The 14365-nt window shown below is 69.7% G+C and carries 13 protein-coding genes; 9 read left to right on the plus strand and 4 right to left on the minus strand.

Annotated features, from left to right (window positions below; translation table 11 throughout):
• The first annotated feature begins 144 nt into the window (after positions 1 to 144).
• The 7 genes from DM194_RS10205 to DM194_RS10235 all read left to right on the plus strand — a co-directional run bounded on the left by DM194_RS10205 (position 145) and on the right by DM194_RS10235 (position 8746).
• A complete protein-coding gene (locus DM194_RS10205) occupies positions 145 to 2070 on the plus strand; it encodes a hypothetical protein (protein WP_111067904.1) in 1926 nt (641 codons plus the stop codon).
• Positions 2071 to 2121: 51 nt separating this feature from the next.
• Entirely contained in the window at positions 2122 to 3126 is a 1005-nt protein-coding gene (gene trxB / locus DM194_RS10210; RefSeq protein WP_111067215.1) for a thioredoxin-disulfide reductase, read from the plus strand.
• A 255-nt stretch (positions 3127 to 3381) separates the two neighbouring features.
• Positions 3382 to 4392 (plus strand): ABC transporter permease, encoded by a 1011-nt coding sequence (locus tag DM194_RS10215; protein ID WP_111067216.1) that lies wholly within the window; start codon positions 3382 to 3384, stop codon positions 4390 to 4392.
• The gene (nikC, locus tag DM194_RS10220) at positions 4389 to 5309 is read left to right on the plus strand and encodes a nickel transporter permease (protein ID WP_111067217.1); all 921 of its coding nucleotides are present in this window, start codon (positions 4389 to 4391) and stop codon (positions 5307 to 5309) included. The genes DM194_RS10215 and nikC overlap by 4 nt, the downstream gene beginning before the upstream one ends.
• 3 nt (positions 5310 to 5312) lie before the next feature.
• Complete coding sequence (locus tag DM194_RS10225; RefSeq protein ID WP_111067218.1) at positions 5313 to 6173, plus strand: ABC transporter ATP-binding protein; 861 nt, start codon at positions 5313 to 5315, stop codon at positions 6171 to 6173.
• Between the two features lie 5 nt (positions 6174 to 6178).
• The gene (locus tag DM194_RS10230) at positions 6179 to 6955 is read left to right on the plus strand and encodes an ABC transporter ATP-binding protein (RefSeq protein WP_111067219.1); all 777 of its coding nucleotides are present in this window, start codon (positions 6179 to 6181) and stop codon (positions 6953 to 6955) included.
• Positions 6956 to 7192: 237 nt separating this feature from the next.
• Positions 7193 to 8746 carry an ATP-binding protein gene (locus DM194_RS10235; protein ID WP_111067220.1) on the plus strand — a complete coding sequence of 518 codons (1554 nt, stop codon included), beginning with the start codon at positions 7193 to 7195 and terminating at the stop codon, positions 8744 to 8746.
• Between the two features lie 22 nt (positions 8747 to 8768).
• On the opposite strand, the gene DM194_RS10240 is transcribed toward DM194_RS10235, so the two are convergent.
• A complete protein-coding gene (locus DM194_RS10240; protein WP_111067221.1) occupies positions 8769 to 9290 on the minus strand; it encodes a substrate-binding domain-containing protein in 522 nt (173 codons plus the stop codon).
• A gap of 195 nt (positions 9291 to 9485) precedes the next feature.
• Here DM194_RS10240 and DM194_RS10245 point away from each other — a divergent pair, with 195 nt between their 5' ends.
• Positions 9486 to 10379 carry a LysR substrate-binding domain-containing protein gene (locus DM194_RS10245; RefSeq protein ID WP_111067222.1) on the plus strand — a complete coding sequence of 298 codons (894 nt, stop codon included), beginning with the start codon at positions 9486 to 9488 and terminating at the stop codon, positions 10377 to 10379.
• Positions 10380 to 10406: 27 nt separating this feature from the next.
• Here the strand turns inward: DM194_RS10245 and DM194_RS10250 are convergent, their stop codons facing one another.
• The gene (locus tag DM194_RS10250) at positions 10407 to 11432 is read right to left on the minus strand and encodes a zinc-binding alcohol dehydrogenase family protein (RefSeq protein ID WP_111067906.1); all 1026 of its coding nucleotides are present in this window, start codon (positions 11430 to 11432) and stop codon (positions 10407 to 10409) included.
• 213 nt (positions 11433 to 11645) lie between these two features.
• On the opposite strand from DM194_RS10250, the gene DM194_RS10255 reads away from it, so the two are divergent.
• Positions 11646 to 12119 carry a hypothetical protein gene (locus tag DM194_RS10255; RefSeq protein ID WP_162629992.1) on the plus strand — a complete coding sequence of 158 codons (474 nt, stop codon included), beginning with the start codon at positions 11646 to 11648 and terminating at the stop codon, positions 12117 to 12119.
• A 7-nt stretch (positions 12120 to 12126) separates the two neighbouring features.
• Here DM194_RS10255 and DM194_RS10260 read toward each other — a convergent pair whose 3' ends face one another.
• Together DM194_RS10260 and DM194_RS10265 are read right to left on the minus strand one after the other, a co-directional pair.
• The gene (locus tag DM194_RS10260; RefSeq protein ID WP_111067224.1) at positions 12127 to 13257 is read right to left on the minus strand and encodes an ATP-binding protein; all 1131 of its coding nucleotides are present in this window, start codon (positions 13255 to 13257) and stop codon (positions 12127 to 12129) included.
• Positions 13258 to 13412: 155 nt separating this feature from the next.
• Positions 13413 to 14120: a response regulator transcription factor gene (locus tag DM194_RS10265; protein WP_111067225.1), complete on the minus strand. Its 708-nt coding sequence runs from the start codon at positions 14118 to 14120 to the stop codon at positions 13413 to 13415.
• Between the last annotated feature and the right edge of the window lie 245 nt (positions 14121 to 14365).

Genomic DNA, 14365 nt, shown 5'->3' on the forward strand with positions numbered 1-14365 from the left:
GGAACCCGCTCTCAGACAAGGGGTGCGCTCCGGCGAACGCACATGCTCCCCGACAATACGCGGTCGCCAGCAAATCACTGTCACCCGCCCTGCGGAGGGGCTATAACCGACGCCCCGGCTTTGCTTTCGCGCGTGTGTGACCTGATGCCCCTTCGGATCGAGACCTTTTCCAACGTCACCGGCGGTTCCAGCTTTTTCAAGGCGGTGGGCCATCCCCTGGCGGCGCCCAAGGCTGCGATCCTGATCGCGCGCCTGGCCTCCTACGGCCCGGTGGCCGTCTATGATCCGCTGGGCCTTCTTTCAGGGCTGGCGGAGTTCTACGACCTGTCGGCGGTGCCGGTCTGCGGCATCTACGTCCAGGACGTGGAGCAGGTGGGGAAGGAGGTGTTCGGCCACGCCGCCCGCCCGGTGACCGACCTGCCGGCCAGCGGCGCCCGCACCGTCTTCATCGTCGCCTTCGACTCTCAGCGCCTGGAAGGCCACATCGCCCACCTGATCCCGAAACAGGCGGGCGTCGTCTCGCTGGACGCCATGCGCGTGCCGGAAGACATGCTGAACGATCCCGGCCATTACCTGTCGAAGTTCAACTGGGCGACCAATTTCGCCTGGTTCCGCGACGGCGACGGCCACCACACGCGCGTGGTGTCGGCCAACTACTGGCCGCGCTACGGCGCCAAGGGCACCCGGCTGTGGGCCTGCCTGTTCGACGGCGAAGGACGCCCGATCGCCGACTGGACGGAGCCGATGCCGCCGACCGACGGCACCGTCGTGATCGACAGCCGGCAGATTCGCGAACGCTTCGGCCTGTCGGACTTCTGCGGGTCGCTGTTCCTGCACATCATCGGCGCCGCCGGGCATGACGTGGTCAAATACGCCCTCGACACCTATGGCGACGACGACACGGTGCTGTCCTGCACCCACGACGCCAACGCCTGGCCGGCCGACCTCTATGCCGGCCTGCCCGCCCCGCGCGAGGGAGAGCGGGTGTCGTTGTGGATCCAGAACAGCCATCCCACCCCGATCCCGGCGGGGGCGGTCGGGCTGAACCTGATGGGGTCTCCGGAAATCCGCGTGCTCGACCGCGCCGTCCCCGCCTTCGCCACCGTCGAACTGGACACCGCCAGCCTGTTCCCCGAAGCGCGCTGGCCCCAGCAGTTCGAGGTGCAGGCCGGCAGGCATTTCGTCCGCCCGCGCTACGAGATCGTCGCCGCCGACGGCCGCCGCCGCATGGCCCACGCCAATGTGGAGCGCACCGACCTCAAGCCCGACCCCAAGCTGCCGCTGCTGACCGGCGGCGCGGTGGACAAGGGCGTGGTCGGCAAGGGCCACATCCTGCCGGCGCCGCTGCTGCCGATGGGCCGCTGGCGCACCATCCTGCTGCCGACGCCGATGAGCACGGCGCAGACCGAGCTGCCGGTGAAGGCCGTCGTCTACGACCGCAACGGCGCCGCGGTGGCCGAACACCGCTTCGGCAACCTGAAGCGGTCCGACAGCGTGGCGCTGGACGTGACTGGGCTGGTCGCCGACAAGGCGGTCGCCGACGGCTGGGGCCATGTCGAACTGGTCTATGATTTTGAAGCCGGAACGGTTGCCGACGGCTGGCTGCACGCGCTGGTCCGTTACGAGGACGTAAACACCGGCCATGTGGCGGAGACCAGCTTCGGCAGCCACATGTTCAACATGGCGATGATCTACCGCGACGAACCGCAGAGCTACCATGGCCGTCCGCCCGGCCTGTCGACCCGCCTGTTCCTGCGGCTGGGCACCGCCCCGTGGGACACGCTCTGCCACCTCGTCTACCCTGCCTCGACGCAATGGCATGCCCTGTCGGACACCAAGCTGATCCTGCGCCGCCGCGACGGCGTGGAGGTGGCGCGGAAGCAGTTGGAGATTCCCTGCGGCGGCTCGCGTTTCTGGCGCTATCACGAGATGTTTTCGGAAGCGGAACGGATTGCCGCGGGCGACCACGCCTATGTGCTGATCCGCGACACCACCTGCCGCCTGTTCGGCTACCATGGCTGCCTTGCGGGTGACAGCGCCTTCAGCCTCGACCATATGTTCGGCTTCTAGAACCGTTTTAATCACGACTCCCCTTCGCCGGGATTTTGCGGGATCACGTTCATGGCCACCACGCACCACACCAAGGTCCTCATCATCGGCGCCGGCCCGGCCGGCTACACCGCCGCCATCTACGCCGCGCGCGCCAACCTGGAACCCCTGATGGTCCAGGGCATGCAGCCGGGCGGCCAGCTGATGATCACCACCGATGTGGAGAATTTCCCCGGCTTTGCCGATCCGATCCAGGGCCCCTGGCTGATGGAGCAGATGCAGAAGCAGGCGGAGCATGTCGGCACGAAGATGGTGTTCGACCTGATCACCGACGTCGACTTCACCCGGCGGCCCTTCGTCTGCAAGGGCGACAGCGGCGACACCTACACCGCCGACAGCGTCATCATCGCCACCGGCGCCCAGGCGCGCTGGCTCGGCATCCCGACCGAGGAGATCTACCGCGGCTTCGGCGTGTCGGCCTGCGCCACCTGCGACGGCTTCTTCTTCCGCGGCAAGGAGGTCGCGGTCATCGGCGGCGGCAACTCCGCGGTGGAGGAGGCGCTGTACCTGACCAACCACGCCACCAAGGTGACGGTCATCCACCGCCGCGACAGCTTCCGAGCCGAACGCATCATGCAGGACCGCCTGTTCCGCCACCCGAAGATCGAGGTGGTATGGGACAGCACGGTCGAGGAGATCGTCGGCGAGGGCGACGGGACGATGGGCAACCCGCGCGCGGTCACCGGCGTGCGCGTCAAGAACGTCAAGTCGGGCGAGGAGCGGGTGATCCCGGTGGCCGGCGTCTTCGTCGCCATCGGCCATGTGCCGGCGACCGGCATCTTCCAGGGCAAGGTGAAGATGGACGAGTCGGGCTACATCATCACCGCCCCCGATTCGACCGCCACCGACATCCCCGGCGTCTTCGCCGCCGGCGACGTGAAGGACAAAATCTACCGCCAGGCGGTCACCGCCGCCGGCATGGGCTGCATGGCGGCGCTGGAGGCCGAGCGCTGGCTCGCCCACCACGAGCCGGCCGCCGGCGCGCATGGCGATCCCAGCCCGGCCGGAACCTGGTGAACTGAGGCATTTGCCCCCTCCCTATCCCTCCCCCGCTTTGCGGGAGAGGGGGGTTGGACGCTTGTCGGCTTGATGTAAAGCAAGGGAGAGGCGGAGTTCCCTCTCCCGCGCCGGCGCGGGAGGGTTAGGGAGGGGGATCCCGACAGCAACTCCCTCCCCATACCCCTCTATGCCCTTGACGGGCTTTGCACAAAGCCCCGACTGTGATTCCCTTGGGCGCGTTCGATTGGGCGTTCCAACCGCGAGGGAGTCCTCTTGCCTACGCTGAAACGCGGCCTGACCCTGCTGGTCACGGTGGCCGCCACCCTGCTGGGCCTGCTGCTGGTCACATTCCTGATCGGGCGCGTGGTGCCGATCGACCCGGTGCTGTCGGCGCTCGGCGACCGGGCGAATGCCGAAAGCTATGCGCAGATGCGCACGCAGCTGGGCCTCGACCTGCCGCTGTGGCAGCAGTTCCTCCACTATGTCGGCGACGTGCTGCAGGGCGACCTCGGCACCTCGGTGCTGACCTCCCGCCCGGTGCTGGAGGATGTGCTGCGCGTCTTCCCGGCGTCTCTGGAACTGGCGACGGTCGCCGTCGTCATCGGCGCGGTGCTGGGCATCCCGGCCGGGGTGTTCGCCGCCGTCCATCGCGGGCGCTGGCCCGACCATTCCATCCGCCTGCTCGGCCTGATCGGCCATTCGGTGCCGGTCTTCTGGCTGGGGCTGATGGCGCTTCTGCTGTTCTACGCCAAGCTGGACTGGGCGCCCGGACCGGGACGGGTCGACGTCTTCTATGAGGGGATGGTCGACCCGGTGACCGGCATCGTCACGCTCGATGCCCTGCTGGCCGGCGAGACCGAGATCTTCTGGAACGCGGTGGGCCATCTGGTGCTGCCGTCCGCCATCCTCGGCCTCTACAGCGTCGCCTACATCGCGCGGATGACGCGCGGCTTCATGCTCGACCAGCTGCGCCAGGAATACATCACCACCGCGCGGGTGAAGGGCCTGTCGGAGACCCGCGTGGTCTGGGGCCATGCGCTGCGCAACATCGCGGTGCCGCTGATCACCGTCATCGCCCTGTCCTATGCCAGCCTGCTGGAGGGCTCGGTCCTGACCGAGACGGTGTTCGCCTGGCCGGGGCTGGGGCTCTACATCACCAATTCGCTGCTCAGCGCCGACATGAACGCGGTGCTGGGCGGGACGCTCGTGGTCGGCGGGGTTTTCATCGCGCTGAACCTGCTGTCCGATCTGCTCTACCGCCTTCTGGATCCCCGGGCCCGATGACCGTGCGCACCGATACCCCCACCGCCACTTGGCGGGACTGGCTGACCACCGACACGCCGCAGTCCCGCGCCCAGGCCCGGCTGGGCCGCGCCTGGACCGGCTGGACCGCCTTCCGCCGCAACCGGCTGGCCGTCGCCGGGCTGCTTATCGTGCTGGCCCTGGTCGTCGTCGCGGCGCTGGCTCCGGTGCTGGCGCCCTACAACCCCTATGCCCAGGATCTGAACAACCGGCTGATGCCGCCCAGCGCCGCCCATTGGCTCGGCACCGACGCCTTCGGCCGCGACATCCTCTCCCGCCTGATCCACGGCGCGCGGCTGACGCTGATGATCGTGGCGCTGGTGGCGGCGACGGCGCCGCTGGCCGGGCTGGTGATCGGCACGGTCGCCGGCTATTTCGGCGGCTGGGTCGACACCGTGCTGATGCGCGTCACCGACATCGCTCTCGCCTTCCCCAAGCTGATCCTGGCGCTGGCCTTCGTCGCCGCGCTCGGTCCCGGCATCGAGAATGCGGTGATCGCCATCGCCATCACCTCCTGGCCGCCCTATGCCCGCATCGCGCGGGCGGAGACGCTGACCGTCCGCCGCGCCGACTTCATCAGCGCCGCCCGTCTGCAGGGCGCCTCCAGCCCGCGCATCATCCTGGGCCACATCATGCCGCTGTGCGTCCCGTCGCTGATCGTGCGGACGACGCTGGACATGGCCGGGGTGATCCTGACCGCCGCCGGTCTCGGCTTCCTCGGCCTCGGCGCCCAGCCGCCGCTGCCGGAATGGGGGGCGATGATCGCCAACGGCCGGCAATACGTGCTGGAGCAATGGTGGGTCGCCGCCATGCCCGGCCTCGCCATCTTCATCGTCAGCCTCGGCTTCAACCTGCTGGGCGACGGGCTGCGCGACGTGCTGGACCCGAAGGGGGACTGAGCCATGGCCGATGAAAAGACGACGGACGGCGCCCCCCTGCTGGAGGTCTCCAACCTGCGGGTCGCCTTTCCGACCCGCACCGGCATGGCCGAGGCGGTGCGCGGCGTCTCCTTCACGCTCGGGCGGGAGAAGCTCGGCATCGTCGGCGAGTCCGGCTCCGGCAAGTCGATGACCGGGCGCTCCATCCTGCGCCTCGTGCCGCCGCCGGGCCGGGTCAGCGCCGACCGGCTGGCCTTCAACGGCGAGGATCTGCTGGCGGCGTCGCCCAGGCGCATGCGCGACATCCGCGGCAGGCGCATCGCCATGGTGATGCAGGATCCGAAATACTCGCTCAACCCGGTGATGACCGTCGGCCGCCAGATCGCCGAGGCCTACCGCGTCCACAGCAAGGCCGGTACGGCCGAGGCCAGGCGCCGCGCGCTGGAGATGCTGGCCGCCGTGCGCATCCGCGATCCCGAGCGGGTCTATGACCGCTATCCGCACGAGGTGTCGGGCGGCATGGGCCAGCGCATCATGATCGCGATGATGCTGATCCCCGACCCCGACCTGCTGATCGCCGACGAGCCGACCTCGGCGCTCGACGTCACCGTGCAGATGCAGGTTCTGGCGATCCTGGACGATCTCTGTTCCCAGCGCGGCATGGGCATGATCTTCGTCAGCCACGACCTGAATCTCGTCGCCTCCTTCTGCGACCGCATCCTCATCATGTATGCCGGCCGGGTGGTGGAGAGCTGCCGCGCGTCGGAGCTGCACGCGGCCCGGCATCCCTACACCCGCGGCCTGCTGGCCAGCCTGCCGCGGATCGACGAGGCGCACGGCGACCTGCCGGTGCTGAACCGCGATCCCGCCTGGCTGGAGGGGTGACGACGATGATCGACATCCAGGATCTGCATGTCCGCTTCGGCCAGGGCGCCGACACGGTCACGGCGGTGGACGGCATCACCCTGTCGGTGCGGGAGGGGGAGAGCTTCGGCCTTGTCGGCGAGTCGGGGTCCGGCAAATCCACCGTCCTGCGCGCGGTCAGCGGCCTGAACGACGAGTGGACCGGCCGCATCGCCGTCGCCGGAACGGACCAGGGGCGCCGACGGCCGAAGGGCTTCTACAAGCTCTGCCAGATGGTTTTCCAGGACCCCTACGGCTCCCTGCACCCGCGCCACACCGTGGACCGCATCCTGGCGGAGCCGATCGCCATCCACGGGCTGGGCGACGCCGACGCGCGCGTCGACCGGGTGCTGCGCGACGTCGGGCTCGGCCCCGCCTTCCGCTTCCGCTATCCGCACCAGCTGTCGGGCGGCCAGCGCCAGCGCGTCGCCATCGCCCGCGCCCTGGTGCTGGAGCCTCGCATCCTGCTGCTGGACGAGCCGACCTCGGCGCTCGACGTGTCGGTCCAGGCGGAAATCCTGAACCTGCTGCGCCGGCTGCGGGCCGAACATGGCCTGACCATGGTGCTGGTCAGCCACAACCTCGCCGTCGTCGCCAATCTGTGCGACCGGCTGGCGGTGATGAACCGCGGCCGGGTGGTGGAGGAGATGGATGTCGAGGGATTGCGCCGAGGCGCCGCGCGCGAGCCCTACACGTTGCAGCTCCTGCGCGCCAGCCAGGGCTACGACCGCGCGGCGGCGGAGGGCTTCCGGGATTATGCGTGAGGGAGGGGGCAATCGCGCGCCGTAACTCCCCTCACGCCAGCCGCACCACGCACAGCTTGTCCTCCGCCCCTTTGGCGACGGCCTTGTGGTCGGCGATGACCGCGTTGATGGTGTCCGCGGCCCGGCCGTCCCGAATCGAATCCTCGTATCGCCGCGCCCGCCTGCGCTATAGGAAGTCCCCGCCATTCATGGAGGCGGTTCGGGTGAGGCGGTTCGGGTGAGTGGGAGGCGAGCGGGATGAAGGTCGGCATCGACATGGGGACGACGAACGCGGGCAGCGCCGCGACGCTCGACCTGGAGGAGCTGCTGGCGACCCGTCTGCTGGTCCAGGGCAATTCCGGGTCGGGCAAGTCGCACCTGCTGCGCCGGCTGATCGAACAGAGCGCCCAATGGGTGCAGCAGGCGGTGATCGACCCGGAGGGCGATTTCGTCACCCTGGCCGAGCGCTTCGGCCATGTGGTGGTGGAGGCCGACGAGCACAGCGAGGCCGCCCTGCAATCCGTCGCCGCCCGCGTGCGCCAGCACCGCGTCTCCGTCGTCCTGAACCTGGAAGGGCTGGACGCGGAAATGCAGATGCGCCACGCCGCCGCCTTCCTGGGCGGGCTGTTCGATGCCGACCGCGACTTCTGGTATCCGATGCTGGTGGTGGTGGACGAGGCGCAGCTGTTCGCCCCGTCTGCCGCCGGCGAGGTGTCGGACGAGGCGCGCAAGGTTTCGCTCGGCGCCATGACCAACCTGATGTGCCGCGGGCGCAAGCGCGGGCTGGCCGGGGTGATCGCCACCCAGCGCTTGGCGAAGCTGGCGAAGAACGTCGCCGCCGAGGCGTCGAACTTCCTGATGGGCCGCACCTTCCTCGACATCGACATGGCGCGCGCCGCCGACCTGCTGGGCATGGAGCGCCGGCAGGCGGAGATGTTCCGCGACCTGGAGCGCGGGCATTTCATCGCGCTCGGCCCCGCCCTGTCGCGCCGGCCGCTGCCGCTGCGCATCGGCGCGGTGGAGACCCAGGGCCGCACCGGCAGCCCGAAGCTGATGCCGCCGCCGACCACCCCGGTGGAGGACGCCCGCGACCTGATCTTCACCACGACCGAGCCGGAGCCGCCGCGCTACGTGCGCCGCCCCTCCACCTCGGCCAGCGCCGACCTGATGGCGCAGCTGGCGCGCGGCCGCCCCGCCGCGCCGCCGCCGTCACTCGACGACGGCGCCGCCGAACAGCCCGCCCTGCTGCCGCCGGAGCCGGAGGAAACGCCGGAACAGGCGGCCGAGCGTGAAGCCCAGTATGACGAGGTGCTGGCCGAAGTCCTGGCCGACCCGGAGGCGCCCTACCGCTCGCTGGCGGTTCTGTACCAGGATTTCCTGGTGCGCTGCCGGGGCCGCGGCGTGGATGGCGACCGGCTGGCCCTGCCCGCCTTCCGCCGCCGTCTGGCCACCGCCCGCGCCGGGGCCGGCAGCGGCGACGACCCCGCCTGGCAGCGCGCCACGGAGGTCGCCGCCACCCTGGCGGAAGACATCCAGCCGGTCTTCCTGCTGCTCGCCCGCGCCGCCCTCGACCACGCCCCCTGCCCATCCGACGCCGACGTGGCGCGCGCCTGCGGCAGCCGGTCCAAGGGACGCGGCCGCCGCCTGCTGACCTACATGGAACAGCGCGGCTTCATCACCAGCCGCAGCGGCCTGGGCAACACCCGCGCCATCAGCCTGCCGGCGCTGGGCTGGGAAACCGCGCTGGGCGACCCCAACGCCGACGATGCCGCCGATGCGTCAGACGAGGGCGGACTGTTCGCGGCGGGCTAATCCTCCCTCGCCTCCTCGCCGCTCAGCTCCCGGCCGTCGGCGCGCTCACCGGCTTGCCGCTCTGGCCCCAGCTGGTGACGAAGTCGTTGACGCCGGGGACTGCCATCATGTGCGAGTCCTTGACGTAGACGAAGCGCTTCGGCCCGAAATCATATTCGGTCAGCGTGATGCCGGCGGTGCGGCAGCGCTTGTACTCGGCGGCACTGATCGGGCGGTCGGAGGCCACCATGTCGGGATGGTCCAGCCCGACCCCGCCGCAGAAGGCGCGGAAGCCGGTGGCGGTGCCACGGGCGTCCAGGCGCGGCTTGGTGTCGGGGCCGCCGTCATACTTGGCAGCCGCCTCGTCGATGGTACCGCGCAGGGCCGGGCTGCCGACGATCCAGATGCCGCGGGCTTCGGGCGGCGGCTTGGGCGCTGCAGGCGGCGGAAGGGTGGCGGTCTGTTGCGGCGGCAGCACGGAGCCCGGCAACTGGCAGCCGGCGAGCAGCGCCGCAGCGGCAAGTGCGAGGGCCAAACTGCCGGCCGGCGCGGAAAAGCGGGTCATCGGACGTCTCTCTCCACAGGATCATCAAACATCCAGGCGGCAAGGCCCGGAGGGCTGACAATGAGAACGCCTCGGCCCGGCTTCAACGGCCCGGCCAACGCTTGTCCCAATGATCCGCCCGACACCGCCGCTCGCCATCCATGAACGAAAGCGATAGACTGAAGATCAGCGATCACCATCTGGAATGCCTCTGCCATGTCCCTGCCCGACCTGGAGATCGACGCGCTGCGCGCCTTCGTCACCGTGGCGGAGGCCGGCGGCTTCACCGCGGCGGCCGAGCGGCTGGGCCGGACCCAGTCGGCGATCAGCGTCAGGATCAAGAAGCTGGAGGACACGCTCGGCCGCCGGGTGTTCGAGCGCACCAGCCGGTCGCTGGCGCTGACCCATGACGGCGAGTTGCTGATGGGCTATGCCCGCCGCCTGCTGGACCTGAACGACGAGACGGTGCGCCGCTTCGCCGAACCGGCGGCGGAGGGGGAGTTGCGGCTGGGCGTGGCCGAATATTTCCTGTCCGACCATCTGCCCCATGTCCTGCGCCGCTTCGCCAAGCTGCACCCGCGCCTGCACATCGACGTGCGGGTGGGCCTGTGTGGCGAGCTGGTCCCGGCCCTGGATGCGGGTGAGCTGGACCTCGTCATTTCCCGCCGCGATGCGGGCGACGGCCGGGGGCGGGGCATCTGGACCGAGCCGATGCGCTGGGTCGCTGCCCCCGGACTGGAGATTCCGGCCGAGGGCCCGCTGCCCTTCTGCGCCCTGCCGGCACCCTGCGTCTTCCGCAACCGTGGGCTGGCGGCGCTGGGCGAGGCGGGACGGCCCTGGCGGGTGGTCTACACCAGCGGCAGCGTCATGGGGGTCCAGGCCGCCGTCCGCGCCGGGCTGGGCGTGGCCGTGCTGAGCGAGTCCTCCATACCGGAGGGCGTGCGCCGGCTGGGCGTGGAGGACGGCCTGCCCGAACTCGGCAACGTCGAGATGGCGATCTTCGGCGAGACGCCGCGCAACCGCCGCCTCGCCGAACCGCTGGTCGGCTTCATCCTGGACAGCCTGTCCGCCCTGCACCCGGCCCGCCCGCCGCTCGCCCTGGCGGGCTGAAGGGGCCGGCCGGGTGACGGCGGCCGGTCAGAAGCCTTCCAGCACCAGCTTGCCGCGGGCCTTCCCCGACTCGATCAGGGCATGGGCCTTGCGCAGGGTGGCGGCGTCGATGCGGCCCAACGTTTCCGTCAGGGTGGTGCGCAGGGTTCCGGCATCCACCAGCCGCGACACCTCGGTCAGCAGGTCATGCTGGGCGATCATGTCGTCGGTCTGGAACAGCGGGCGGGTGAACATCAGCTCCCAATGGAGCGAGACGCTCTTGCGCTTCAGCAGGCGGACGTCGATGGGCTCGGGGTCGTCGATCAGGCCGATGCGGCCCTGCGGCGCCACCAGTTCCACCAGATCCTGGAAATGACGGTCGGTGGCGTTGGTGGAGAAGACATAATCGACACCGGCCAGCCCCAGCGCCTTCACCTGCTCGGCCATCGGCCGGCTGTGGTCGATCACGTCATGGGCGCCCAGCTCGCGCACCCAGTCGGCGGTCTCCCGACGGGACGCGGTGGCCAGCACCCGGACCCTGCTCAGCCGGCGGGCAAGCTGGATGGCGATGGAGCCGACACCGCCGGCCCCGCCGACGATCAGCAGCGATTTGCCCTCGCCGCCATTGCCCTCGTCTCCGTCCCGCGACAGACCCAGCCGGTGGAACAGCATCTCCCAGGCGGTGATGGAGGTCAGCGGCAGGGCGGCGGCCTCGGCGACGCTCAGGCTGGCCGGCTTGGCGCCGACGATGCGCTCGTCGACCAGATGGAACTCCGCGTTGGTGCCGGGACGGTCGATGGAGCCGGCATAGAACACGGCGTCGCCCGGACGGAACAAGGTGACATCCGGCCCGACCGCCTCGACGATCCCGGCGGCGTCGAAGCCCAGGATGCGCAGCTCGCCATCTGCGGGAGCGGCGTTGCGGCGCAGCTTGGTGTCGACGGGATTGACGGAAACCGCCTGGACCCGGACCAGCAGGTCGCGGCCGGTGGCGGTCGGACGGTCGACCTCGACGTCGATCAGCGCGTCGGCGTCGGTGACGGGCAGGCTCTTGCGGTAACCGATGGCTTTCATGATGGCCTCGCCTTCAAGGATGGAGAAGAAGTCGAAGCGCAGGATGGCCGCGTCCACAGGATAAGTTAAATTCATAGTTCTTGTTTCATCCATCCTGATACGCGATGGATCGTCCATCGGTACGCCCTTCAGAACGCCCCTTCAGAATGTTGGGCGAACGGATTGACGCCGAAGGGGTATGGAATAGCCGGGCGGGCGGAAGTGTTTGTATCGATGACCGCTCTCGTCGCCGGGGCCGGTCTCTGCATTACGGAAAGCAAGGCCATGAGCATCGTCCGCCCCAAGATCCTGACCGCCCTGCTGCTGGCCGCGAGCGCCGCCGCGCTGTCGGGCTGCATCGCCACGGGTGGTGGGTACGATCCCTATTACCCGGCCTATGGCGGGACCGTGGTGGCGCCGCGTCCGCCCGTATACGCGGTTCCGCCGCCGGTCGTCGTGCAGCCCGGCTACCGCCATCGCTCATGGGACGACGACCGCCGCTGGCGTGGCCGGGGCTGGGAAAACCGCAGGAACCTGGACAATCGGAAGGCCTGGGACAACCGGAGGAATTCGGACAACCCGAGGGGATGGGACAACCGCAGGAACTGGGACAACTCGCGAGGCGGGGACAACCAAAGGGGCCGCGACCACAACGGCGACCCGCGCGCGTGGGAACGCCCCGGCGGCCCACACGGTTGGAACCGCTGACGGTCACTCAGCGGGCGGAGGCGGCAACGCGGTCGATACGGTTCCGCAGGACCAGGATGGTATGGTCGTCGTCGCGCACGGCACCGTCGCGCAGCAGGACGAGTGCCGCCAGGGTGGGATCGACCTTGTGCAGGTCGCGGTGGATGAACAGGCCCGGCAGCCGGGCGCATCCGCTGGTGTAGAGAACCACATGATCGCCCGGCCCCCACAGCAGATGGACCGACGCCGGCGCCAGCGGATTGAACCCCACCATCGCCCAGCGGGCGCCGAGCGCCACCATCTCCTGCGGGCGCACCACCGCGCCGGCCAGGGTGCCGAGCGCCGTGTAATCGACCGCCTTGCCGTCGAACCGCAGAATCGCCAGGGCGGAGCGGCCGATCTGCTTCAGGACCGGATCGTGGGACAGCCCCAGCTCGGGCCGGATCCTCAGGTCGCGCCGGATGGCGTTGACCACCACGGGGGCGGGCAGATCGGGCACCGTCGCGGCGACCACCGTCCCGACCTGCGCGATCACCTCGGGCGTCATCCTGGTGAACGGCCCGGCCGGCGCCACCTGATCATCCGGCCCGGTCTCGCCGTCGATCATCAGCGCGATCCCGCACGGACCGTCCGCCCCGCGGGCGGGGGAGTAGCGGACGAACCAATGGTCGATGAAGGGCGCGCGCCGGACGGTTCCGTCACCCTGTCGCTCGACCATCACCGCTCCGGCCCCCACCATGGCGTCGGCGGGCGGCGAATCGTCGGCACCGGGGCGCAGCACGCGGACCAGCAGCGCCGACCCGACGCCCGGCGTGGCATGGATGTGGAAACGGTCGGCCATCCGCCGCGCCGCCTCCAGATCGGCGTCAAGTCCCTGGGCCGAATCCGGCGGTGAGTCCGGCGGCGGTTCGGCCGTTGCGGGATCGCGGTCATACGCCAGGCACTCGACGCCGGCGCCGGACCGCATGCGCGCGATCAGCAGCGTCCCATCGGGACGGTTCAGCGCATAGCCGCACAGCGCCGTCACAAGGCGGTCCAACCGGGCCGCCTCTTCGGCGGCCAGCACGCCGTCGGCCCGCTCCGCCGCGATCCTCCGCACCGTGGCGATATCGTCGGACGACGCCACGGAAATGCGACGGTGACCATGGTCGGGGAACATCGAACCGCTCCTGTCGGCGTTCTGTTTGCTCTTTTCCAGAAGTTTACAACCCTCCGCCCTCCGTTCCCAATCAGAAGGACCGGATTGGCGCCGATTTTCGAAACTTTGGTCCCAGCGACGTCCCTCCGCCCGGAAAGCCGCAACCGGGCGGATCGTCAGGATGCGATCGCTTCCATCATCACCGGCTGGCGGATGGGCAGCGCACGCGGCAGGTCACCGCGGCCGCGCAACATCTCCGCCGCTTCCCACAGGCGGCCCAGCCCGACGATGGACCGGCTGCCGGTCTTCTCCATGATGCGGGCGCGGTGGACCTCCACCGTCTTGATGCTGATGCCCAATTCCCAGGCGATGGTCTTGCTCTGCTTGCCGTCGACGATCAGTTCCAGCACCTCCGATTCGCGGCGGCTCAGCAGGGCGAGCCGGCGGGCGGCGTCGCGGCTGCGGTCGCGCCGTTCGGCATGGGGGTTGCCGGATGCCAGGCAGGAGCGCAGCCGGTCCAGGAAGGCGGGGACGGCGAAGGGATGGGCGATGCAGTCGGACGCCCCGGCCTTCATCGCGGCCACGGCGGCGTCGACGTCGCCCTGTTCGGTGACGACCAGAACCGGCAGATCATGGCCTTGCAGCGAGGCCTCGGCCATGAATTCGATGGCGGTCATGTCAGGCAGGTCGTTGCGCACGACGATGCAGGAGGACGCGGTGCCCAGCACGGACAGCGCGTCGGCGCCGGTGCTGTGGACGCGGCAGGCGATGCCGACGGCACCCAAAGCCCGCGAGAGCGTGCTGCGCGACAGCAGGTCGCCGTCGACGACGTGAATGAGGCAGGCGGTATTCAGGGAAACCGGCACAGGCATTTGCAAGGGCATCTGGGGAACTCCACCACAGCGGACCGGCGGACAGCGCCGGCTCCTCCTGGCGGTCGATCGATCTGCGAACCGCCGCCATGACCCGCATTTTAGCGGTCATCCCTTATTGACCGCCGCTGGCGTGAGGGATAGCGGGGGTGGCTAAAAGGATATCGGGGATAGTATGCGCGCGAAGATGCGCTCGATTCACCCGGTCGGGGTATTATCCCGCCCCATACCGCAAAACCAATCGGCGAGCTTCAAGA

The organism is Azospirillum ramasamyi (assembly GCF_003233655.1).
Classification (GTDB): Bacteria; Pseudomonadota; Alphaproteobacteria; order Azospirillales; family Azospirillaceae; genus Azospirillum; species Azospirillum ramasamyi.